The 25030-nt window shown below is 42.5% G+C and carries 21 protein-coding genes; 2 read left to right on the plus strand and 19 right to left on the minus strand.

All coding sequences use genetic code 11. The features are described from left to right. Positions 1-9 precede the first annotated feature (9 nt). A complete protein-coding gene (gene rpsO / locus EKM82_RS01325) occupies positions 10-279 on the minus strand; it encodes a 30S ribosomal protein S15 (RefSeq protein WP_125766529.1) in 270 nt (89 codons plus the stop codon). 265 nt (positions 280-544) lie between these two features. Between rpsO and rpsT the strand changes: the two genes are divergently transcribed. Then, positions 545-802: a 30S ribosomal protein S20 gene (gene rpsT, locus EKM82_RS01330; RefSeq protein ID WP_125650578.1), complete on the plus strand. Its 258-nt coding sequence runs from the start codon at positions 545-547 to the stop codon at positions 800-802. Positions 803-1048: 246 nt separating this feature from the next. Here the strand turns inward: rpsT and holA are convergent, their stop codons facing one another. The 13 genes from holA to EKM82_RS01395 form a co-directional block, all read right to left on the minus strand. Beyond that, positions 1049-2089, minus strand: coding sequence for a DNA polymerase III subunit delta (gene holA / locus EKM82_RS01335; RefSeq protein WP_125766530.1), 1041 nt, complete (start codon positions 2087-2089; stop codon positions 1049-1051). After that, the gene (locus EKM82_RS01340) at positions 2047-4371 is read right to left on the minus strand and encodes a DNA internalization-related competence protein ComEC/Rec2 (RefSeq protein ID WP_125766531.1); all 2325 of its coding nucleotides are present in this window, start codon (positions 4369-4371) and stop codon (positions 2047-2049) included. The genes holA and EKM82_RS01340 overlap by 43 nt, the downstream gene beginning before the upstream one ends. Continuing rightward, a complete protein-coding gene (locus EKM82_RS01345; RefSeq protein WP_125766532.1) occupies positions 4371-5069 on the minus strand; it encodes a helix-hairpin-helix domain-containing protein in 699 nt (232 codons plus the stop codon). The genes EKM82_RS01340 and EKM82_RS01345 overlap by 1 nt, the downstream gene beginning before the upstream one ends. 73 nt (positions 5070-5142) lie before the next feature. Then, positions 5143-6183, minus strand: coding sequence for a SepM family pheromone-processing serine protease (locus EKM82_RS01350; RefSeq protein WP_125766533.1), 1041 nt, complete (start codon positions 6181-6183; stop codon positions 5143-5145). Between the two features lie 4 nt (positions 6184-6187). Next, on the minus strand, positions 6188-6673 hold the full coding sequence (gene coaD / locus EKM82_RS01355; RefSeq protein ID WP_125766534.1) for a pantetheine-phosphate adenylyltransferase: 486 nt from the start codon (positions 6671-6673) through the stop codon (positions 6188-6190). Continuing rightward, the gene (rsmD, locus tag EKM82_RS01360; RefSeq protein WP_125766535.1) at positions 6673-7236 is read right to left on the minus strand and encodes a 16S rRNA (guanine(966)-N(2))-methyltransferase RsmD; all 564 of its coding nucleotides are present in this window, start codon (positions 7234-7236) and stop codon (positions 6673-6675) included. The genes coaD and rsmD overlap by 1 nt, the downstream gene beginning before the upstream one ends. Next, entirely contained in the window at positions 7233-7514 is a 282-nt protein-coding gene (locus tag EKM82_RS01365; RefSeq protein WP_164508043.1) for a YlbG family protein, read from the minus strand. Before EKM82_RS01365 ends, rsmD begins: the two co-directional genes overlap by 4 nt. 2 nt (positions 7515-7516) lie before the next feature. Beyond that, on the minus strand, positions 7517-8722 hold the full coding sequence (locus EKM82_RS01370) for an FtsW/RodA/SpoVE family cell cycle protein (RefSeq protein ID WP_125766537.1): 1206 nt from the start codon (positions 8720-8722) through the stop codon (positions 7517-7519). A gap of 349 nt (positions 8723-9071) precedes the next feature. Then, the gene (locus EKM82_RS01375; RefSeq protein WP_125766538.1) at positions 9072-9485 is read right to left on the minus strand and encodes a hypothetical protein; all 414 of its coding nucleotides are present in this window, start codon (positions 9483-9485) and stop codon (positions 9072-9074) included. Between the two features lie 74 nt (positions 9486-9559). Next, positions 9560-10381, minus strand: coding sequence for a helix-turn-helix domain-containing protein (locus tag EKM82_RS01380; RefSeq protein WP_125766539.1), 822 nt, complete (start codon positions 10379-10381; stop codon positions 9560-9562). A 119-nt stretch (positions 10382-10500) separates the two neighbouring features. Beyond that, positions 10501-12348: a translational GTPase TypA gene (gene typA / locus EKM82_RS01385; RefSeq protein ID WP_125766540.1), complete on the minus strand. Its 1848-nt coding sequence runs from the start codon at positions 12346-12348 to the stop codon at positions 10501-10503. Positions 12349-12459: 111 nt separating this feature from the next. Beyond that, positions 12460-13233, minus strand: a complete 774-nt coding sequence (locus tag EKM82_RS01390) for an inositol monophosphatase family protein (RefSeq protein WP_125766541.1) — start codon at positions 13231-13233, stop codon at positions 12460-12462. Positions 13234-13249: 16 nt separating this feature from the next. Then, a complete protein-coding gene (locus EKM82_RS01395; RefSeq protein ID WP_125766542.1) occupies positions 13250-13525 on the minus strand; it encodes a UPF0223 family protein in 276 nt (91 codons plus the stop codon). A gap of 457 nt (positions 13526-13982) precedes the next feature. Between EKM82_RS01395 and spxB the strand changes: the two genes are divergently transcribed. Next, on the plus strand, positions 13983-15806 hold the full coding sequence (gene spxB / locus EKM82_RS01400; RefSeq protein WP_125766543.1) for a pyruvate oxidase: 1824 nt from the start codon (positions 13983-13985) through the stop codon (positions 15804-15806). A gap of 876 nt (positions 15807-16682) precedes the next feature. Here the strand turns inward: spxB and lpdA are convergent. From lpdA to mgtA, 5 genes are all read right to left on the minus strand, one after another. Next, a complete protein-coding gene (gene lpdA / locus EKM82_RS01405) occupies positions 16683-18089 on the minus strand; it encodes a dihydrolipoyl dehydrogenase (protein ID WP_125766544.1) in 1407 nt (468 codons plus the stop codon). A 2-nt stretch (positions 18090-18091) separates the two neighbouring features. Further along, a complete protein-coding gene (locus EKM82_RS01410) occupies positions 18092-19717 on the minus strand; it encodes a dihydrolipoyllysine-residue acetyltransferase (protein WP_125766545.1) in 1626 nt (541 codons plus the stop codon). Between the two features lie 18 nt (positions 19718-19735). Next, the gene (locus EKM82_RS01415; RefSeq protein ID WP_125766546.1) at positions 19736-20713 is read right to left on the minus strand and encodes an alpha-ketoacid dehydrogenase subunit beta; all 978 of its coding nucleotides are present in this window, start codon (positions 20711-20713) and stop codon (positions 19736-19738) included. Then, positions 20713-21816: a pyruvate dehydrogenase (acetyl-transferring) E1 component subunit alpha gene (gene pdhA / locus EKM82_RS01420; protein WP_125766547.1), complete on the minus strand. Its 1104-nt coding sequence runs from the start codon at positions 21814-21816 to the stop codon at positions 20713-20715. Before pdhA ends, EKM82_RS01415 begins: the two co-directional genes overlap by 1 nt. Positions 21817-22283: 467 nt before the next feature. Continuing rightward, the gene (gene mgtA / locus EKM82_RS01425; RefSeq protein ID WP_125766548.1) at positions 22284-24899 is read right to left on the minus strand and encodes a magnesium-translocating P-type ATPase; all 2616 of its coding nucleotides are present in this window, start codon (positions 24897-24899) and stop codon (positions 22284-22286) included. Between the last annotated feature and the right edge of the window lie 131 nt (positions 24900-25030).

Consider the following 25030-nt stretch of genomic DNA (forward strand, 5'->3'; position numbering starts at 1 on the left):
TGGGTAAGCTTAACGACGTAAGCCTAAGCTCTTAATAAGTTCACGATAACGAACAACATCGTTGCTACGTAAGTATGCTAAAAGATTACGACGATGGCCGATCTTCTTTAACAAACCAACATATGAATGATGGTCCTTCTTGTGTACACGTAAATGCTCGTTTAAAGCATTGATATCAGCAGTTAAAACTGCGATTTGTACTTCTGCAGAGCCAGTGTCGCCTTCGTGACGAGCGTACTTTGCAATAATTTCGTTCTTTTGAACTTGAGAAATTGCCATTTCTTTCACCTCATTAAAATAGTCCAAGAACTCAGTAAGACGTCGGTGGATCGTCAAACAGAGTAAATGGTATAACACAATTACTTTAGCGAAAAACCAGCTAAAAAGCAAGGTTTTCCGCAAATTATTGTCTCATAAGCCATGAATTTAGTCAATTTTACAGAAAAAAGACGGAAAGTTACTGGCTAGCCTTGCATATTCACACAGTTTTGATATAATATCTTTTGGCTAGTTTTAATCTAAGTAGTAGTTGGAGGTGACCTCAATGCCACAAATCAAATCTGCAATCAAACGTGTTAAAACAAATCACAAAGCTAATGAACTTAATGCCGGCCAAAAAGCTGCTATGCGTACTGCTGTTAAGAAATTCGAAACAGCTCATGCTGCTAAAGCAGAAAACGCTGATGCATTATACACAAGCGCAATTCGTTCGATCGATATGGCCGCTTCCAAAGGCTTGATCCATGCCAATAAAGCAGCCCGTGATAAGTCACGTTTGACTCGTTTAAACCAAGCAAATTAATTTAAATTCGCTTTTAATTAAGTTCTGCGGTCTTCACTGCAGACTTTTTTTGTACCCTAGTTTATCTTGTCAACTGCTAAAGAATAAACTCGCTAGCTAATAGCAACTTAATGCGATTCTAGCGAAGCGACCGGTACCAACAGCAACATGGCCCAAATATGCCGTGAACTTAAACTGCCACAATTAGCGTAAACAATAAATAGCCCTCACAATTATCAGAAAATTGTGAGGGCTTTTTTATGATTGCTAATGACTGGCAAATTTCGTGATCAACAAGGCCAACGCTTGTTCTTTCTCAGCCCGACCGGTTTTTATTTGATAATCTAAATCAACTAACTCTTGATACATTTGCATTAATTGAGCCAATTCAAAGTGACGATTTTGTTGTAAGGCCAATTTAACACGATAAGGATGGACTTTTAATTGTTGGGCAATACTTCCCTGCTGGAAACCTGATTGTTGCATGATCTTCGTTTGTAACAACAATCGCACTTGGGTTAGAATCAGCGCTAACAACGCAATTGGTTCAGCCCCATTGAGTAATAACTTCTGATAAATTTGCAACGCAGTTTGTAACTGGTGATTCAAGGTTGCAGCAACTAAGTCAAAAATATTATCATCAATGATCTGTTCTACTAAATCTGCCACCATTTGTTTGGTAATGGTTTGTCCTGGTCCCGCATACAGTTGCAATTGTTGCAGCTGTTGAAACGCCTGTGAGTAATCATCCCGCACCCGATGTAATAATAATTCTTGGGCGTCTGGCGCAATCGCGATGTTGGCTTGCTTAGCTGTAGCCGTTAACGTTCGACTAACAGCAGGACCAGTTAATTTGGCAACATCAACTACCAAGGCGGTTTTCTTTAGCAATTTGGTGATTTTTTTACGTTCATCTAATTTTTCATAATCAGCCCAAATCACCAATTTAGTGCTTGGCTGAGGTTGTTGGAGATAAGCGCTGAGCAAATCGACTGGTTGATCAATTTTATTCTTAGTTGGCGTTGCTGTTAGAAAAGTCGGCTGCGTTAAAATCACTAAGCGCCAGTCACCAAAGAAAGGTACTGACGCCGCATCATCAAGGGCGGCGGCTAAATTGGTTTCGGTTAAGTCATAACGACCAAAATTCATTTGGGCTTCATCTGCTGGTAATAATTGTTCAAAATATTGCTGTGCCTGAGTTAATAAAACTGGTTCCTGGCCAAGCACCAAGCAAATGGGTGGTAACTGAGTCAAATCCATTTTTGTTAATTGGGCAACACTGATTCCTTGATTGACTGTTTTGACCACTTGGTTTCACTCCCTGATTGTTGGGTCCGAATCTTCACCTGACGTTTTATGTGGCGCCAAGGATATTCTTGCCAAACAATCATACCATATTGAGCCGTATTTAAAAAAGGCACTGCCGTTTGTTCCAAGGTCAAGATTGTCTCCGAATGAGGATGACCATAGCGATTTTGCCGGCCCGCCGAAATAAATGCCTGCGTGAGTTGTAACTGCTGAATGAAGGCCGGATCACTGGACGTGCGACTCCCATGATGACCAACTTTCAAATAATCTGCTTGTAGTTGCGGATAGTGTTGCTGCAACAATCGTTCACCAGCTTGATCCAAATCTCCCGTCGCGAGCCAACGCCAATTATCAAGCGCAAACCATAAACATAATGAGTCCTCATTGGTCCCTGTCCCCGGTTGTTGTGGGCCAACCACCAATGCATGTAGCTGCTGATCATTAATCTGCTCGCCAGCTAAGCAGGGTTGATAGCGTGTCGAATAACGATTTTGACGTAATTGCTGCTGAAACTGTGGATTTGTCTCCATCCCCGCTGGGAAAAGTAATTTTTTAACTGGGAATTGGGCAAGTAATGCCCCTAAGTCGCCTAAATGATCCGCGTCTTGATGGGTGACCACAACGTAATCCAAGTGATTAATTCCCTGACTGGCTAAATAAGGCAGCGTCACTCGCTCAATTTGTGGCCGGCGCGGACGTTGTTGCCAAGCAGCCGTTTTCGCGAAAGTTAATTGGCCACCAGTATCAATTAACAAAGTTCGGCGAGGCCAACTTGTTTGAATCAATAAACTATCACCTTGGCCCACGTCAATAATCGTGACTTGCTGGCGGATGGGTAAATGCCACCATAAAAACGGCCCGCTCAATAAGATTGCCTGTAATAAAATAATTCGTGGTTTTATTTTCGGTAAGTGACTGGCCAGAAGCCAACTAAACAAGCATAGCAACAGAATAACTAGTGGTAACTGACCATAGCTTATTTGCCAAGAGCAATAAGTTTGGCCCCAAGCTAATAGCTGGTAAAAGCCGTGCCAAATCGGTTCCACCCAAACTGTCATGCTTGGCCAAAACAATGTCAACCAAGTTAACGGAAGAATGACGATGGTCAAGACTGAAGCTCCTAGACCGCCAAACAGAACTGCCCACAATTCAATTTTATACGTTGCAAACAAAATCAATAGACCACTTAGGTAGCCTAACCGTAACTGACGCCGCCAACGCGCAAGGTCTCGAGGCAAACAACGCCAAGCCAAAGTTAGGCCGAAGCTGAGCTGTGGGCCTAACTCCCAAATGCAAGCCGGCCGCCACCACAAACAGATCAGTAACGTCCAACTATACTGATCCAAGGTCGACCAACGAAAGTTACCAAGGAGTTGTAATTGACGAAGATAAAAGAGTAATACACTGCGGAGAATCCCAATTTGGCCACCAACAAAAACAACATAAATTGGCAAGGCTAAAACTAAGCCACCACGAAGCCATTCATCGGGTATTCGTAAATGGGCACCTAATTTGCGGCAACCATAAATTAATAAATCTAAGTGTAGGCCGGATAATGAAAAAATTTGGATCAAACCCACGCTACTTAGCAAGAACTTAAGTTGCCAATCATTGGCATCTTGGCAGCCAATCACCAAAGTGCGCAAATGGAAAGCGCAGTATGGCGGATAGTGACTAAAACGTTGCTGTAATTGGCAACGATAGCCCGCAACTTTTTCTTGCCAATTGATTGGTTTAACTGTTCTGGTTTGTTGTAACTTTCCCGTGATTTGATAACGTCGGCCCCGATGAGCAGCCCATTGCTGATAATCAAATTCGCCGATATTCGTTGCTGGTTGAATCAACTGCAACTTAGCGCGTTTAACCATTAAGACCTGTGGCTGCCGAGCCGTTTTTAATTGATTGACTAATGATTCAGTCGCAAGCTGCAAAGCATAATTAACCTTAATGCCCTCGCTGGTGGTCCCAGAACCTGTTAATAAATCACCTTGTAACTGGCCCTGGTCCGGTAAAATCCTTATTTGCTCAATCGTCGCCGGCACTCGGAACAATTGATTTTGAAAATAAAGTTGCCGCCACGCAAAGAGACTCAGCAAAATCACTAATAATAGCCAAAGTTGTCGTGATCGTAGTTGAATAAAGCGTCCAAATAGCACTAAACCGAGAAAGATTAACAGGCCTAACTGTAATTTAGTTTGATACCAGAATAAGCCACTCATGATGATCATGGCCAAGGCCACCAGCAAAACTTTGCCGCGAAAACTATGATCAAGCCCGACCATTAATTAACACAGATCTGATCACGGACCTTAGCCAAAGTCTTCTCGCCAATACCGCTAACTTCAGTTAATTCTTCAACGTCTTTGAAGCCACCATTTTCCTCACGGTAGGCAATAATATCGGCCGCCTTCTTGGGACCAATCCCAGATATTTGTTGTAATTGGGTTAAATCTGCATGATTCAAATCCACTTGGCTGGCTGGATCTGCTGCCGATGTTTCACTGCCACTAGTGGCGTTAGTCTTGTTGAGCTGATCAGTTTCGGCCAACTGCTCCCCTTTTTCAGGTACATAAATGCTTTGACCATCTTGCAACTTCGCCGCCAAATTCAACTGACGATCATCAGCCGCGGCGGTTAGGCCACCCGCTCGCTTGATTAAATCTTTGATTCGAATCTCTCGTTTAAACTGATAAACATCGGGCTGTTTAACCGCACCTTTCACTTCAATCCAGATCTCATTATTTGGTTTGCTGTTGTTTGTTGTCGCTGACGCCGCTGAAGCTTGCGTTGTTGATTGACTACTAGCGGCGATTGATTTCGATTCCGATGGCACCGTTTGTGTCACCGCTCGGATCTCTTGAATGGTTTTACTAACATAGAACAGGCCGCTGACTAGTCCGATGCCCAGTACTACTAACAAACCATGCAGCCAACGAGGCCATTTACCCCATTGTGCCGCCAAGCGTTCTTTAATGGTCATGATCCTCACCTCACTAATCTTAAGTACGAAAAAAAGCCGCCATTTTCTGCGACTTTAACTTAAAATTTTTAATTTAATTGGGATGAGTTTCGAGATACTTGATCACATCACTAAACTTTTTAACCGGAACGATTTTCATCTTGGTTTTAATCTTAGCGGCTGCCTGTTTAGCGGTTTGGTAATTATTGATATAGTTAGGCTCAACTTTTTTAATTGCCTTAGTGACGGGATCATCTGGTGCGAAAAAAATGGTGGCGCCAGCAGCATCGGCGGCAACAACTTTTTTGTCGATGCCACCAATTGCGCCAACGGTACCATCTTCAGCAATTGTGCCAGTTCCAGCAATTTTGCGACCATGACGTAATTGATTGCCCGTCAGTTGCTCATAGATCTGTAACGAGAACATCATTCCCGCTGAAGGACCACCAATGTCACCAGCATCAATTTTAACGGGGATAGTGGTTTTAACGGAAGTTCGATCAGTTAAGGTAATCCCTAGCCCATGACGATTCGTATCTAGTAACTTAATAATTTTGGCGGTGGTAGTTTTGGCTTGTTGCTGATGCTGATAACTAACTTTGACTTGAGTTCCCAAAGATTTCTGCTTCAAGTAATCCATGAAGCCTTGATTATTCGTAAACTGATGCCCATCAATTGCGGTAATCGTATCACCAATGGCCACTTTTCCAGCTAAATTAGAATGCTGCAAAATATCCATAACATAAATGCCCTTAAATTGAATCTGATAATCCTTACCTGCAGCGTGATAAGCTTGGGCAATCGCATTGTTAATCGAACTCTGCATATAATACTTTTGCATTTGGTCGTAAACCGCACTATCCTGGTCACCCATTAAATCTTCACGACTGACCAGTTCATGAAAGCTGTCAAAATGCGCCGTCAGCCAACGGAAAGGTGTGGCTTGAGCAATCCCGACCGTGACCAACATATAGGCACCCTTTTGCTGATCATGTTTGTGGTTGACGGTCACGAATTCTCGCAACGGTTCGGCACTACCAGGTTGTTCAATGTAGATTGGCAACGGCAACAGAAAGAACGCCGCTACTAATAAAAAGGCCAGCAACCCACTGGCAATTTTCTGCCAACGTTTCATGACATCACCCTCGTAATTTTTGTTGTAATAATTTAGCCGCTTGTGGTGTTAAATACTGACTAACATCACCGCCAAAGCGAACGACTTCCTTGATCATACTTGAAGAAACATAGGCTAATTCAGGATCCGCGAGCAGGAGTACCGTCTCTATTTCCGGCGCTAAACTCCGATTCATGGCCGCAATTCCCGATTCATAAGTCACATCTTCAGCATTACGAATACCACGGACCAGAAACTGCGCCCCAACTTCTTGGGCCAAGCTGGTAGTTAACGTGGCTGGCCGGGCAACGACTTGCACCTGTGCTAAGTCTTTGGTAGCCGTCTCAATAATACTAGTACGTTCCGCAACCGACAAAGTGTAGTGTTTACTATTATTGGTCATCACCGCCACAATCACTTGGTCAAAGACTTTCAAAGCTTGTTTTAACGTTGCTAAATGACCGCGTGTAAATGGATCAAAACTACCTGCAAATAAGGCAATCTTCGTCATTAGACCGTCTCCTTCTGATATCGCCAAACTGTGACATGAGTTAAACCATAATCATGGGTTTTTACAAAATGATAAGCTTCGGGAATCGTTGCCAAATCCACTGCTTCGTCAGTCTCGGCAACAATTAGCGACTGATCATTCACCAAATTAAGGGCCACAAATTTAGTTAACAAAGTCCCAATAATCTTAAAACGATATGGTGGGTCTAAGAAAATTAAATCAAACTGCTGCTCACTAGCGGAAAACTCGGCCAATGCTGTTTCAGCAGCCTGACGCCGCAATGTAAATTGCTCTGGCGCCTTAGTCACGGCGATATTCTGGGTAATCACCAGTTGTGCCTGTCGTTGCTTGTCAACTAAATAAGCATGATCACAGCCGCGAGAAACGGCCTCAATGCCTAAACCACCAGTTCCAGCGAAGAGATCCAAAACTTGACCGCCATCAAAATAAGGCCCAATCATACTAAACATGGCCTCTTTAACTTTATCAGTCGTTGGCCGCGTCTTCGTGCCAGGAACTGCCGTGAGCCGGCGACCGCCAAATTTACCAGTAATAATTCTCAAATGTTGCCACCATCGCTTTGTGAAGCAGCTTCTTGATCAAGCTTTTTGCCGAAACTCATATTTAATTCGTGCCGATGAGAAATTTCCACCAGCCGCACAAACCGGAGATTATTTAAGGCATTGATCACCCGATCTGCTTGATCATAATCAATGTAAATTACTACATATTTCATGCGTTTCGAAATATAGGCAATCATGCCATAACGCCGCAGTTGCCGCACTTGTTTTAATGAATAAACCCAGACGGATAAAGATAGTCGTTTTTTAACTGTAAACATCATCATGCCTCTTTTTTAATTTCTTGAAGACGTTGCTGTTGGCGCTTATCATAAGCACTAATATTCATTAGTAAGCCCATGCAGACCGACAAAATCAGCATACTTGAGCCACCATAACTAATAAACGGCAACGTCACCCCAGTAATCGGTAAAACACCAAGTACCCCACCAATATTAAAGAGGACTTGGATAAAAATCATCGTGCCAATCCCATAACAAATCAACGCTAAATAAGTGTTGCGCCGAACGCGAATACCAATATAAATGCTGCGGATAATCAGAATTCCTAACAAAATAATGATAATTGCAACGCCAATCACACCAAGCTCTTCAGCTGTGATCGATAAAATGAAATCGGTATAAGGTTCCGGTAAATAACCCATTTTCTGAATACTGCGGCCCAGTCCGCGACCAAACCAGCCACCATTATTAATGGCATAATAAGAATTAACTAGCTGTTGACCACCATGCTGAGCCACTTGAAACGGATGAAACAAATCTTGAATTCGGGCTAATTGATAACCACTAATTTTCAACGTTTTCAAAATTGGCGAATTAGTATCCAAATGACCTAAGAAATAAATCCCAAAAGTCAAAAATGATCCTAAAACTGCGAAAATTCCCGCCGAAAAAATCCAAGGAATCCCACTGGCTGCCACCATTACCATGGTAATCAACAGTAAAATGCCGGCACCACCCATATCTGGTTGCAGGGCCGCCAAGAACATGAAAAACATGGCCAACAAAACTGGTGCTGTAATGGTTTTTAAGTAAGCATGATAATGTAAATCAGTTTCTTTACGACCAAAGATGAAAGCCAAGTAAATAATCAAACCAAACTTGGATATTTCCACTGGTTGAATGGTAATCCCAAAAATATTGATCCAGCCAACCGCGCCGTTAACTGCCGCACTAGGCCGTAAAATTTTCAAAAACAGTAAGGAAATCATGAACGCTAAAGAAACGCCCAGAATCAGGAGCACAACTTTTCGATAATAAAACAATTGTACCCGTAATAAATAAGTAAAAAATGCCAGAAATATACCGATTAAGGCAAAGCCAAGTTGTTTCTTAAAATAAGCATCTGCCGGCAATTTATTGGCCAACAAGATACCAGAGCTGGCTGAGTAGACCATTACTACACCGATGGCCACTAAGACTAAGTAAGGTGCTAGAATCCACCAATCTAAATAGCGAAACTTTTTCAATGTCCAGCATCCTCCCTCAGTTGAACAATTGTATCTTGTTTATTATAACACCCGGCAAATTGTAACCACAAATTATGTTTTCATTCTTAAAAAAGTTTAAGTTGTTAATTTTGGCAACTTAGCAACTGGTTAAAATATTGAAGCTATGATATCAGTTCCAAACCGTAATCTTAATAATCAAATAGTCAGCTTAGTTACCTCGGTTAAAAATCGAGATTTCTAAGCTGACTATTCTTTACACGCCTTAGTTCGGATCGTTATCAAGAAGGTCATTGTGACCTGGCAACAAATCTTCAACTGCTGTTACTGCCGACTTTCTGCCATAAACAAATCGATACCCGAACATTGCTTATTCAGCTAACCGCACAAGATTAGTTAAATTGTGATAAAAGGCCTTTTTGGCCGTTGGCTTTACCAGTGCCAACAGTGGCCTTGGTAAGGTGGATTGCAGCACCATAAATTCTTCGCGAATCAAAGTCAATTGCTCACCATGATCAGCTGTTAGTTTAAAGATCAGTTGATAACTCAACCGGGGACCTTGCCCCAGATAAATAATTTGCTGACCTGCTGTTTGGATCTGAATTGATTCTTGTTGATTAATAGCTGTCTCAGTACGACTAAGCTCGGCGCCTTGGTCAGTTAGCTGCACCTCACTGATTGATCGATTCCATAAGGCTAGCTGACTTAAATCAGCTAGTAGTGAGCGTACCCGATCAATTGGTGCCGTGGTGGTAATCATATTTGTAAAAAGCATTGTTGTCATCTTCATGACCTCCTTAATTGATAGCCTAAATATACTTGCTTGCTAACATAAGGAAAAATCAGAATACTAATATTTTAAAAATGTTCATTGACTTTTTCATGAAACAGGCTAACCAGAAACTGCTGATGCTCTAGATCCATTAGCTGTTCATGACGTTGACCATTAACAGCGGCTATCTCTGCTAACAACCGATAATCATTAGCCAACATGTAATGAGAATCATGGCCCGCCGCAAACTCAATTCCCGCTCTCAGATAATCAGTGGCCGCTTGCTCGTCATTCAAGTCAAACTGAATTAAAGCTGCTAAGTAGAAAACAACATTTAAATCTTCCTCAAAAGGCGCCGCTCTAATGCCCGTCAAGGCACGTTTGACTAAATCAGCTACTGCGTGATGTTGCTTGTTCCGAACCAGAATTAAGGCCAGCGAAACTAAGCATAATCGTGACAATGCGGTTAATGGTTGGAGTGGCGCAATCAAGTTGACGGCCATTTTCAAATCTTGGTGTGCGTTGGTCAACGTGGCCTCGGTTTGAAATTCAGCAATCCCCAAATAATAGTAATATGCCTGGGTCTGCGTATCAGTTGTAATTGCTGCCAACGTTTGTGGCTGCTGCAAAAAGACCTTTAAGGCTTGATACTGATGTTGATTACACAACTCACTAATGGTCGTATTGATTGGGTCCTGATCACTAATCGCAAAGTTAGCGGCCAAACTGAACTGATTCAAATCGATTTTTAAGCGCTGGCATAAGGCCAACATCAATTTAGCATTTGGTGTATAACGATTGTTTTCAATCGCCGACAACATTGATTGTGAACAGATTCCGTTTGCTAACTGTTTTTGTGATTTGTTTTGTGCTTGGCGCGTTGCTTTCAGAATACTACCTAACGACATGGTGCACCTCCGCAATAGCAATAATTTTTCTTAACCAGGAATAAAGTTTTAGCAAAAATAATCCAGCCACAAAAAAACTAGCCAGAAAATAAATTCTGACCAGTTAAGCATTCTTTTGATTATTTGTCGTTGGCAGCCATCTTACGACGTTTGTCATTCTTACGACGTTCGTTAGTATTTAAAATCTTTTTACGTAAACGAACGCTTGTTGGTGTTACTTCACAGTATTCGTCTTCGTTCAAGAATTCAATTGATTCTTCCAATGACATCGTCCGTGGTGTCCGAATGGCAGCAGCATGGTCTTTACCAGCGGCACGAGTGTTAGTTAAGTTTTTACCCTTAGTAACGTTAACTGCGATGTCTTGATCACGGTTACTTTGACCAACAATCATCCCTTCATAAACGTCAACGCCGGCATCAACGAATAATTCACCACGATCTTCAACAGATTGCAAACTATAAGTTGTGGCAGTACCTTGGTTGATTGAAACCAAAGCACCTGATTGACGACCAGGGTTCCAGTTACGAACAACAGGCATGTACTTCTCGAATGAGTGGTTCATGATCCCGTAACCACCAGTTTGAGATAAGAATTCAGTTGAATAACCAATCAAGCCACGAGATGGTGCTAAGAAGATCATCCGAGTTTGACCGTTACCAAGTGATTCCATGTTCTTCATGTCACCTTTACGTTGGGCCATTGAGTCAATCACAGAACCAACATAATTGTCAGGTGTATCGATTTGAACACTTTCAAATGGTTCTGAAAGCTTGCCATCGATTTCGCGATAGATAACTTCAGGACGAGAAAGTTGTAACTCGAAGCCTTCACGACGCATTTCTTCAACTAGAATCGATAAATGTAATTCCCCACGACCTGAGACAACCCAAGCACCTGGTAAATCAGTATCATCAACCCGTAATGAAACGTCAGTGTGCAATTGTGACTTCAAACGGTCTTCGATCTTACGAGGAGTCACGAATTTACCTTCTTTACCGGCAAATGGTGAGTCGTTAACGGCAAAAGTCATTTGCAAAGTTGGCGCATCGATCCGTAAGATTGGTAACCGGTCTTGATGATCAACTGGTGTGACTGTTTCACCAACGAAGATATCTTCCATCCCAGAAACGGCAATCAAATCGCCGGCCTTAGCTTCATTAACTTCAATTCGTTTCAAACCGAAGAAACCAAATAATTTAGTTACTCGGAAGTTTTTGGCAGATCCGTCCAATTTCAAAACAGAAACGCTATCGCCAATTTTGATTTTACCACGGAAAATTCGGCCAATACCAACACGACCAACATAATCGTTGTAGTCTAACATGGCAACTTGGAATTGTAATGGTTCGTCGCTGTTATCAACAGGAGCTGGAATTGTATCCAAAATTGTGTCGAAAACAGGTGCCATCGTATGTTTCTGAGTATCCAAATCAGCATCCATACTTGAAGTACCATTAACGGCACTAGTATAAACAACTGGGAAGTCTAATTGATCTTCGTCAGCACCTAATTCGATAAATAATTCCAGAACTTCGTCGACAACTTCTTCAGGACGAGCACCAGGACGGTCAATCTTGTTGATCACAACGATTGGTGTTAAATGTTGTTCCAAAGCTTTCTTCAAAACGAACCGTGTTTGTGGCATCGTACCTTCAAAAGCATCGACAACTAACAGCACACCATCAACCATTCGCATGATCCGTTCAACTTCACCACCAAAGTCAGCATGTCCTGGGGTGTCCAAGATGTTGATTTTGTGATCGTGATAATCAACGGCCGTTACTTTAGATAAGATGGTAATCCCACGTTCCCGTTCAATTGGGTTGGAATCCATCGCCCGATCTTCCAAATTGATATGTTCATCAAGGGTATCAGATTGTTTTAATAATTCATTAACTAAGGTTGTTTTACCATGATCGACATGGGCGATGATGGCAATGTTTCGAATATCTTCACGTGTTTTCACTAATGTTTTCTTCCTTCCAAAAAGCATAGGTAATAAGCTCTCTCGTACAGTCAAGTAAAATAATACCATAAATATGAGCCAGCTTACAGAAAATTATTCATAAAATCGGTTTCAATTTTGTAATTTCTGAAATGACCGCCAAATTTCGGGAATTCCAGCGATAATAACTTCCCGATCTCGCAGCTGTGGTTGTTGACCAGCTAAATTATGAGCTTCGATGCCAATGCCTTGACCAATCGCCCAACCTGCAGCCACATCCCAAGGTGATAATGAGGAAACATAACCATTTTGCTGGCCCGTAATGACTTGAATGAATTCAAGGCCAGCACTACCTGTTACCCGCACACCAGAAGTTTGGGCCGCCAAATCTTGCAAGTGATATTTATTAGCAGCGTACATCATGGCATTGACGCCTAGCAAACCTTCAGCAATTGGTGCCGGCTCGATTTGCTTTAAAGGATAGCCGTTTAATTGCACACCAGTTTCGGCACCGCCGACTAATAATTTCGCGCCAATCACATCGAGAATGGCCCCGACTAATGGTTGACCATCTAAATAAACACCGATCATCGTCGCGAAATTATTTTTTTGGCGGACAAAGTTCATGGTGCCATCAATTGGATCAACGAAGAAAACCAATCCTGATAAATCAGTTAACTGATCACCAAAACCCTCTTCGCCACAAATATGCGCTTCAGGGTAATGAGCCCGAATTTGTTGCACATAAAACTGCTCCGTTTGCTTGTCCAAATTGGTCACTAAATCATTACGGCCACTTTTAGTACTCACCTTTAAAGGACTATGTAAATCACGCCGTAATTGATCACCAACAATCGATAACCATTCGACTAAATCTTGTTGAATTTTAAGCGTTGCCTGTACCATAATCTACCTCATTTCATTATTTCATTTTGATTGTTGCGCCCTTGGCCTGACTAACTGCTTTTTGAACCGCATAAATCGAGTAACCACTGACCCGTTTAAATTCCCGATCGATCTGACGCTGATCCATCTTAGCTGGAAAAAGTGTCTGATAATGCTGCCAAGCTTTCTGAAAATCAGCAACATTCAGTTTCGTTTCATAAGCATCTTCCGTTAAATTAAAAATTGCCATCGCGGCTAATAATTGTTCTTGATTCCATTCTGGATCTAGTGGGTAACTATAATTAGTATCCATTGTATTCACTCCTTAGATTGTGGCTTAATTTTAACACATTTACGCCTTTTTTAGGAATTTGATTCGCATCCCTGTCACCTCTTAGTCAGGACTTTTTAATTAGTAACTGTTTCACACAACTAAACCAAGCTGTTATATTTTTAAATGTTCTTTATTCATTTAATGTTATTCAATGATTATATAATCATTGCAGTAAAGCTGTTTAACCAAAAATAAAAAAGATTTGGCCACAATAATTTCCTCAAAACTGCCACCTAAAAAATTATTTTTAGAGCTAATCCTCTTAAAGAATCGTCGCCAAACCTTGTCTAGTCAGCGTTTGTGAAAGCGGTTCATAAAACTTGCCAACTTCTTGCGCTATCCCGTATAATTAATCTGTTGCAACCGTTTGCATAATGTGTTACATTGTCTACGAACAAATTGTTTACAATCTTTATCTTATTGGGGGATATCAATCATGAACAATCAAAATACAGTTCCAGCAAGTGTCGCAATGTTACGTGTCATCGAATCATGGGGTGTTAAACATATTTACGGTTACCCTGGTGGTTCATTTAACTCAACTATGTCCGCTTTAGATCAAGAAAAAGAGCGCTTGAAATATGTGCAAATCCGCCACGAACAAGTTGGTGCCTTAGCAGCCTCAGCCGATGCAAAATTAACTGGCAAAATTGCCGTTACTTTCGGCTCAGCTGGCCCTGGTGCCACTAACCTGCTAACTGGTTTATACGACGCTCGTGAAGACCACGCACCTGTTTTAGCGTTAATTGGTCAAGTTCCAAGTAAAAATATGAACACCAATTACTTCCAAGAATTCGATGAAAATCCAATTTTTGCTGACGTGGCAGTTTACAATCGTTTAGTCATGACGCCGGAAAGCTTACCTTACGTAGTTGATAAGGCAATTCGCGAAGCTTATAAGCATCAAGGCGTTGCTGTCGTGATCATTCCCAACGACTTTGGCTATGTTGAAATTCCTGACGAGCCATACACCAGCGTTTCGCCAACTGATAACAAAGTTAAACCTTTACCAACAGCAACTGATGCTGAAGTCGATCAAGTCCTTGATATGATCAAAGCGGCTAAGCGGCCAGTCATTCACGTTGGCCGCGGGATCCGAGGCGGCGGTGACAAATTAATTGAATTATCCAAGAAATTACAGGTACCGTTAGTTTTAACTGGCTTAGCTAAGGGATTGATCGATGATCATTATGAAGGTAACTTAGGTTATGCCAATCGGGCTGCGGCTAAAGCTGCCGATGAAATTTTCGCCGTTAGCGATTTAGTTATTGCTATTGGGACTGACTTCCCATTTGCTAACTTAGTTTATCGGACTCATCCCTTTAAGTTCGTGCAAGTTGACGTTGATGAAGCTCAGTTTGGTCGCCATCATTTCTTAGACTTAGGCATTTGGAGTGACGCCACTGCTTTCGTTGAGAAAGCACTTGACCGTAGTGAAGCAGCGGCACCAAGTCCATACTTCAAGGCGGCTGTAGCTGACAATCTGAATTGGCGGCAATATTTAGACAAATTACTCAATCGTGAGACTGACCCACTAGAATTTGAACCAATTTATAAGCAAATTAACCGAATTGCTGAAGATGACGCTGTTTTCTCAATTGATGTTGGCGACAACATTATTAATTCCTTCCGTTATCTTAATCTAACACCAAAGAACAAATGGACGATTTCAGCGTTGTTTGCTTCCATGGGTTATGGTTTACCTGGGGCAATTGCCGGCAAACTCTCCTTCCCTGACCGCCAAGTCTTCAACATTTCCGGTGATGGTGCCTTCTCAATGGTCATGCAAGATTTGATCGATCAGAAGAAATATCAATTACCAATTATCAACATTATTACTTCCAACACTGTTTTAGGCTTCATCAAGTCAGAACAAGATGACTTGAATATTGCTCATCATAGTGGGATCGATTTGGAAGACCAAGATTTCGCGATGATTGCTCAAGGGATGGGTGTGGAATCAATCACTGTTCGTAAATCAAGTGAATTACCAGCTGCTTTCGATCGTGCCGTTGAAGTCACCAAAGCTGGTCGTCCTTTCTTAATCGATGCTAAAATCACGCAAAAACGTGGCTTGCCAGTTGAAGAGCTGGAGTTAAGCATTAAAGATGGCCAATTAACCGAAACAATCAGCCCAAGTTACAATGCAAACCACGACTTAAAAGGCACGACTAGCCTAGAAGATTTCTTCGCCAGCTATGATGCTCAAGAATTGAAACCATTAGCCCACTTCTTTGATGAAGCTGGCGTAGAACTTTAATATTTAAAAACAACTAAAACTGTCAATCATCCAAATTATTAGTTTTAGGTACTGACAAGATTATTAATCGCTGCTAGTCAGCAAACCCCTAACATTCCTCAGGAGTGTTGGGGGTTTTTGTACCCTCAAGAATCGACTTTATCTAACACAACGGACTATCGAATTATGCGACTCCCTAATTGAGAACGGCAGGGGCCCAGCGATTTTATGGGCGTGGAACGCCGTGGCCATCGATTGAAGCCAATTCAAAAACCGAATTGTCTTCAATGCGAGGCTTTGACTAGCTGCTAAAGCAGCAAGACAAATTTCACGGCTGACGCCAATCGCTGGGCCCCTGCCTGATCTGACTAATTTAATGGAACACCACTACTTAGAAAAGTAGACAGCACCAACCAACAAAACCTGATTGACAATCACTCTGAGTTGAAAAACTAGAGGTTGTTAATCAGGTTATTTTAGTTTCAATATTTAGCGTTATCAGTCTATGTTTAGTTGATATGACTTGCTATGGATGCCTTAACAACTAGCAAAGGTACAGTTCACAACATCAACTCCAGACAGAATGGAGGGCGTGGTTGTCAGCCAATCGGGTTTTATTTGCGTAGGAGCTTGCGAGAAGCAGCTAAATTTGTCTCGCCGCTTCAGCGGTTAGACAAAGGCTCGTATTGGTGACAATTTGGTCCTTAATTGGCATCAATCGATGCCGGCAGCGTTCCACAACCAGCAAGCCCGCAATGCAGTCAGAACCAATTCTGTTTTATCGCCGACACCGTAGCTTTTGAACTTGCGTTGACACAGACACAAAAAAGAGTTCATTGATCAGTTTTGCGGCTGATCATGAACTCTTTTGTTGTCACTAACAGATTAATTCATCACTTAAATATTGGTTGGCATACCTTCCGCTAAATCAGCTGCATCCATGATGGCCTCACTTAAAGTTGGATGAGGATGAATCGTCAGTGCTAAATCACTAATATTCATGCCAGATTCAACAGCTAAGGTCAGCTCCGAAATCAAATCACTAGCACCACTGCCAGCAACTTGTGCGCCTAGTAATGTACCATCATTTTTGTCAGAAATTAATTTGACAAAACCAGTCGTTTCTTGCAAGGAAATGGCCCGGCCATTAGCTGCGAACGGGAATTTATCGGCTTTAGCTTGATAGCCTTGATCCTTAGCTTCAGCCAAATTTAACCCAGTCGTCGCTAGTTCAGGATCAGTGTAGCAAACTGCTGGCATTGCCCGATAATCAACGGCTGCTGGTTTGCCACTAATCGCTTCGGCGGCAACTTTACCTTCATAAGAAGCCTTATGTGCCAGAGCAGCGCCAGGAACAATATCACCAATCGCATAAATGTTGGCTTGATTAGTCCGACCTTGTTGATCAACCTCGATTAAACCGCGATCACTCATTTTAACGCCAGCTTGTTCGAGCCCCATGTCATTGGTGTTCGGCCGCCGACCTACTGTGACCATCACATAATCAGCATCAATTTTTTCGGTTTGACCATTAGCTTCATAAGTCACCGTGACATGATCATCAAAGTTCTCAGCGCTTTTAGCCATGGCACCAGTGACCACCTTAACGCCCTTTTTCTGGAAGCTGTCTAAGACGAGCTTGACCATATCGGCATCAAAATTAGGCAGGATTGACGGTGTACCTTCTAAAATCGTCACTTCAGCGCCCAAATTAGCGTAAGCACCAGCTAATTCAGAACCAATATAACCGCCACCAATGACAATCAATTTCTTAGGTACTTCATGTAAATTAAGACCGCCAGTAGAATCAACCACACGTTTTTCAAATTTAAAGCCTTTGATTTCAACTGGTCGTGACCCTGTTGCAATAATCAAGTTTTTGAAAGTATAAGTTTGGGCACTATCTTTTTGAATGACCCGCAAACTGTGGGCATCCTTTAAGAACGCATCGCCTTCAATTAGGTCAATTTTGTGCTTCTTAAATAACATCCGTACGCCACCAGTTAAGCGTTCAACGACCCGATGTTGTTTCCAATCCTGAGTTTTAGCGAAATCAATCGTCGCATCGGTTTTACTAATGCCAAAAGCACTGGCATCACGTGCTTCTTGTAAACGGTGGCCGGCAGTGATTAAAGCTTTAGAGGGAATACAGCCCACATTAAGACAAACGCCACCAACGTATTCACGTTCAATAACAGTCACTTTCTGACCTAATTCAGCAGCATGGATTGCGGCAACATAACCGCCAGGGCCAGCACCAATCACGACAGTATCTAAATCAATTGCAAAATCTCCAACGACCATAATTAACCCTCCATCAATAATAATTCGGGATCTGCTAACAACTGTTTCAACTCATTCATTGCTTTTTGAGCAGTGGCGCCATCAATCAAGCGATGATCAAAAGATAAGGATAGTTTCATCATCGCACCAACGGCCACTTCGCCATCTTCGTTGACATAAGGCTCTTTGGCAATCCGACCAAAGCCGAGAATTGCTACTTCTGGATAATTAATGACCGGTGTGAACCAACCTCCACCAATTGAACCGATATTACTGATTGTCATGGAACCATGAGCCATTTCGTCAGGTTTCAACTTATTATCCTGGGCCTTAACAGCATTGGCACTGATTTCTTCCGCAATCGCAAAAATACTTTTGGCATCAGCATTTTTAATATTTGGCACGTATAGCCCATGAGGTGTGTCAGTCGCAATTCCCACATTAAAGTAATGCTTATAAACAATTTCTTGATTGGCATCGTCAATTGAAGCATTCAATACTGGAAAATCGCGCAGAACAATCACTAAAGCTTTGACCACATAAGCTAAGAAGGTTAACTTGATGCCCTTGTCAGCCGCCACAGCCTTGAATTTCTTACGATGGGTCATTAACTTGGAAACTTCCACATCGTCAAATAAAGTGACATGTGGTGCTGTGTGCTTGCTGTTAACCATTGCTTTGGCAATTGCTTTCCGAGTTGGGCTCATCTTTTCCCGCGTTTCGTTAGCATTTTCTGGCAAGGCTTGTGGTGCTGGTTTTGCAGCTGCGGGCGCCGTTGCTGCGACTGGTGTGGCTGCAGTTGGTTCACTGGCAGTGGTAGTAATGGCAACGCCAGATTTAGCTGCATCAATGTCGGCCTTAGTGATTCGACCGTTTTTACCAGTTGCTTGAACTTGTTCTAAGGCAACACCTTGTTCACGTGCATATAGCCGTACTGATGGCATCGCTAAAATTGGATGGGCCGCAGTGCTAGTCGCAACTTGTGGTGTGGCGCTAGCAGTCGCAGTTGCCGTTGTTGCTGCAATTGCTGGTGCTGATGCTGTTGAAGCTGGTGCTGATGGTGCGGTGCCAGCCTGATTGTGACCAGGAGCATCAATTTCGACCAATGGTTCACCGACGGTCACTGTTTGCCCTTCTGGTGTCAAAATTTTTGTGACTTTTCCTGTCACTGGCGAAGGGATTTCTTCAACTGACTTATCGTTTTGAACCTCTAATAAAGTCTCGTCTTCTTTGATTTCAGTACCAGGCTGAACATGCCACTTGACGATTTCGCCTTCAGCAATGCCCTCCCCTAGTTCCGGTAATTTGAATTGGTAATAACTGGTACTTGCAACAGGGACCGCGGCCGGTGTCGGTGCAGCAACAGTTGCTGTTTCCGCGACCGTGGCAGTAGTCGTACTAGGCTGGCTGCCGTCACCATCAAACTCAATTAATGGTTGGCCAACCGTGACGGTGTCGCCTTCTTGGGCCAGAATCTGGGTCACAGTACCACTTTCTGGTGAAGGGATTTCTTCAACTGACTTATCATTTTGGACTTCAAGAATGATGTCGTCTTCTTTAACTTGATCACCTGGTTGAACATGCCATTTGACAATTTCGCCTTCAGCGATGCCTTCCCCTAGTTCGGGTAATTTGAAAATATAACTCATTAACTTAGCCTCCTGAAATTAGAAATTAACGGTGTCCTGAACTTTAGCAACAATATCCTGCGCATTAGGCAGCCAAAGCGATTCGGCTTGGCCAAATGGGAACGGTGTATCTGGTGCGGCAACAAAGCCAATTGGTGCTTGTAAATTTAAAATTGCCCGTTGCGAAATTTCAGAAATCACTTGGTTACCAACGCCAGCTTGACGTTGTGCTTCCTGAACCACCACGACGCGACCAGTTTTGATGACTGAGTCAATGATTGTTTTCGTATCCAGAGGTGCAATTGTTCTGAGATCAATAATCTCAGCATCAATTTGCTGTTGCGCCAATTCATCAGCAGCCTTGACTGCTTCGCGAACCATGGCACCATAAGTCACAATCGTCACATCTTTACCCGATCGAACAACAGCGGCTTGATCAAGGGGAATCTCGTAAGCTTCATCAGGAACTTCTTCGCGGAAAGAACGATAAAGCTTCATGTGTTCCAAGAATAACACGGGATCATCACTTTTAATCGAACTAATTAATAATCCCTTAGCATCTTTCGGATTACTAGGCACCACGACCCGCATCCCTGGAAATTGGGTAATCAAGCCTTCGAAATTATCAGAATGCATTTCGGGGGTATGAACGCCACCACCAAATGGTGCCCGAATTGTGATTGGCATTTGGCGGGTATTACCCATGCGATAGCGCATGCGTGACATTTGGCCACCAATCGAATCCATGGTTTCTAGAATAAACCCAAAGAATTGAATTTCTGGGACTGGTCGAAAACCTTGTAAAGCCAAACCAATTGCTAAACCACCAATGCCTGATTCAGCTAAAGGCGTGTCAAAAACTTTTTCTTCACCAAATTTTGCTTGCAAACCTTCAGTAGCTCGAAAAACGCCGCCGTTCTTACCAACATCTTCGCCAAAGACCATGACCTTGTCATCAGCTGCTAATTCAGCTGCCAATCCATCAGTAATTGCTTGAATCATTGTTTTTTGAGTCATTATTTGGCCTCCCGTTGGTTAAATTTTTGTAATTCTTCTTGAATGTTTTGCGGTGCGTTTTGGTAAGTATTCTTTAGGAAATCTGAGACTTTTTGTGGGGCGATTTGATCGGCTTGGTCAATCGCTGCCTTAATTTCGGCTTTGAACTGTTCCACCAAGGCTGTTTCTTGATCTTCGCTCCAAAGATTCTTGGCCGTGAGATATTTACGCATCCGAATTAACGGATCACGACTAAGCCACAGTTGATCCATTTCTGGCGTCCGATAACGTTTAGGATCATCGCCAGATAAAGTATGGGGACCATAACGATACGTCATCGTCTCAATTAAAACTGGGCCATTGCCGGCAACTGCCCAAGCACGTGCTGAAGCCATGGCTTGATATACTGCTAAAGCATCCATCCCGTCAACGACAATTCCGGGAATACCAGCAGCAACTGCTTTTTGGGCTAGTGTTTTCGCCGCTGTCTGTGCACTACGAGGAACCGAAATTGCAAAACCATTATTTTCAACAACAAAAATTGCCGGTGCTTTGAAATGACCAGCAAAGTTGATGCCTTCATAGAAGTCACCTTCGGAGGTCCCACCGTCACCGGTATAAGCGTACGCAACTTGCGGCTTGTTATTTTTCTTAATTCCTAAAGCCACCCCGGCAGCTTGCACATATTGAGCGCCGATAATAATCTGTGGTGGCAAAGCCTGTAGTTCAGCCGGATATTCATTACCCGCCTGATGACCTCGGGACCACAAAAAGGCTTGGTAGAGTGGCAAGCCATGCAAAATTAATTCTGGCACATCACGATAACGTGGTAATAGAAAATCTTGTTTATCCATCGCCAATTCACTAGCCACCTGGGAAGCTTCGTGACCAGCAGTTGGGGCGTAAAAGCCCAAACGTCCCTGACGGTTAAGTGCAGTTGAGCGTTGATCTAAAGTTCGCGCCCACACCATTTTCGTTAATAAATTGACCAATTGTTCGTCGCTTAAATCTGGTACTAAATCTGGCGCTACAATTTCCCCAGCTTCATTTAAAATCTGAATTTCTTTAAATTCTTGCGCTTCCTCGTTGAGGATTGCTGCAAAATCAATTTTTTCTTGAGCCATTATTCACCCTCGACTTTCTGTTACACAATTAATTATGATCTGTGTTATGAATATTAAACTACGCTAAAGATATCATGATTAAAATAAACTTGCAAGCGTTTAAGTTCAGCCTTATGATTAAGCGATTTCACCGTCATCATATGTGAATTTAAAAACGAAAAAAATCAAGTATATGAAAACGAATACTACTGTTCCTTTTCATGTTTATTCTGTTATCGTTTTACCAAATTTGTTAACAAAATTTGGCCACGATTCAAGGGTTTAACCTAACTGAAACTGTTAGCTTGGCTGTTGAAACTGACTTTAAGCAGGCACCCTCGATTCAAAATTATCTTAAAACCACGCCCTTGCTTTTAAATTGCCAGAAAATTAGCGCCAAAAAAATAACCTGACGAACAGTTTCTGGTTTGCCCAGAAAACTCGTTAATTAGGTTATTAACCGACAACAGTTTTTGATACACGTTAATTTAGTTTAATTTTACTTTCAATAGTTTCTTCAGCACATCTGATAGCACCAAATAGCAAATCACGACTGCGGGCAAGAATAGCCAATAAAGCGCCGGCAAATTCTCAAAGCCGAAAGTATGTTGTAATGGGCCAAAGACCATGAAGAAACCTAGCAAGATGGCACCAACAGTGGCGCTGATAACTTGCCAACTCGATTTACTTTTGAAGAATGGCACCCGCGTTGTCCGATAAACAAAAACCACTAAGCTTTGGGTAATCAAACCGACTAAGAACCAGCCAGTCTGGAATAAACCCGCTCGTGATGCCACATCGGCGTGCAGGACAAACCACATAAAAGCGAAGGTGATCAAGTCAAAAATCGAACTAACAGGACCGAAAATCAAGGCAAACCGTAATAATCCCTTCGTCCGCCAAGGCGTTGGTTTCAACAAAGTTTGACGATCAACGTGATCCCATGGCAAGGACATTTGGGCGAAATCGTAAATCAGATTTTGAACCAAAATTTGTAGCGATAACATGGGCAAGAATGGTAAGAAAATGCTGGCCAATAATACGCTTAATGAATTACCGAAATTGGAAGCAATCGTCATGCGAATATACTTCATGGTATTCCGATAAACCGTACGGCCTTCAATAATCCCATCTTCCAAAACTAACAAACTTTTTTCTAGCAGAATAACTGAGCTGGCTTCCTTAGTGACATCAGCCGCATTATCGACGGAAATCCCCACATCAGCTTGCCGCAAAGCCGGTGCATCGTTAATGCCGTCGCCCATATAGGCAACAGTATGCTTTTCCTGAAGAATCTTGATCAACCGCGCTTTTTGAACGGGATTTAATTTCACGAACAAATCGCAATCGTCAACAATCTGGTCGATTTCTTCATCGGTCATTTCGGCAATTTGGCGGCCTTCATAGAAGCGATCATTTTTGATGCCCACCTTACCAGCAACATGTTGAGTGATAGTGCCGTTGTCACCAGTCAGGATTTTAACCGTCACGTGATGATTCTGCAGTAATTGCACTGCTTGGGCGGCACTGGCTTTTTCAGGATCTAAAAAGCCCATTAAGCCCGCAAAAACCATGCCATTTTCGTCGCCAACTTCATAAGTAGCCTGTTCGTGAACATCAATTCGGTAAGCAATCCCGAGAATCCGCATCCCTTGATCGTTTAACTGTTGATTAAGTTCAATCAATTGTTGCTTAATTTTAGGAGTTAACTTTTGAATGCTGCCATTCCAGCGCACCCGATTACAAATGCCCAATACTTCTTCAAAGGCACCTTTGGTAACCATCCACTGATGTTGATCGTTTTTAACGACGACTGTTAAGCGCCGCCGGTTGAAATCAAAAGGAATTTCATCAACCTTTTGTAAATCAGCTGGTAAACTCGCCATCATCGCTTGATGATTTGGTAGATTGCCGTAATCAATTACGGCCTGATCCAGTAAGTTCTTCCAACCAGTTTGATAATTCGAGTTCATATAAGCTAAGTGCAAAACTTCTTGATCGTTTTCGCCTTGGGGATCCAAATGTGACATCAAGGTAATTTGATCTTGCGTTAAAGTCCCGGTTTTATCTGTACAAAGGACATCAACGGCGCCCAGATTTTGCACCGCCCGTAATTCTTTAACAATAACTTTCTTCTTAGCCAAGGTGGTCGCACCCTTCGCTAAATTACTATTAACGACCATTGGCAACATTTCTGGTGTTAAACCAACGGCAATGGCTACTGCAAAGAAGAAAGCTTGGGTTAAATCGCCCTTAGTAATGGCATTGATTGCAAATACAATGGGCACGAGCACACACATCATAATGATCAACAGTTTGGAAATATGCCGCAAGCCCCGATCAAACTGGGTGTCGCCACGTTTGGCGGTCGCCAACTTGGCCAAATCACCAAACAATGTTTCCCGACCTGTTTTTAAAATCACTGCTTGGCCAGCACCACTAATCACATCTGTACCCATAAATAAAAGATTGGGATGATCAAAGATTTGTTGATCAGTCGCTGCATCATTTTGCCGATCAGCACCAACAAATTTTTCGACTGGCATTGATTCACCAGTAATTGAAGATTGATTTAAAAATAAGTCCTTCGCTGTTAATAAATAAGCATCGGCTGGAATTAAATCACCTGTTTGTAATTGAATAATATCGCCAGGAACGACCTCAGTCATGGGCCGTTCTGCCGTGAAGCCTTCACGAGTCACGGCACAAGTATTGGCAATCATTTTCTTCAGAGCTTGGCTGGCTTTTTGTGAACGAACTTCTTGAGTAAAGCGCAACACCACTGATAATAGAATCATCATTGACATGACAATGGCGCCATCATAATCCGCGGTCAAGGCAGAAACAACTGCTAAGGCAATTAGAACGATGACAAATGGATCTAGGAATGATTGTCCCAATATCTGCCAGCGACTAGCCTCTGCATTAACAACGACTTGATTTAGGCCATATTGGTCTTGACGTTTTTCGACTTCATCAGCGCTTAAGCCAGCTGTAGTCGTGTGAAGTTTGTTTAAAATTTCCTCTGGTGTAACCCGGCTATCCGCCAGTAACGCCTCGGTTTTGCTTTGGGTGATTGCACCCTTCTTGGTTGAAAACAACATTGTTGCTACCTCCAGGTTTTTCTGGCGTACAATCATTGTCGATTGTACGCGAATGTTGTATTGGTAAATTATCTGAATCAGGACCAGCGGGCACAAGATCACCTCCTAAAGTATGAACACGAACCAACGAC

Origin of the sequence: Lapidilactobacillus wuchangensis (assembly GCF_003946645.1) — a bacterium.
GTDB lineage: Bacteria > Bacillota > Bacilli > Lactobacillales > Lactobacillaceae > Lapidilactobacillus > Lapidilactobacillus wuchangensis.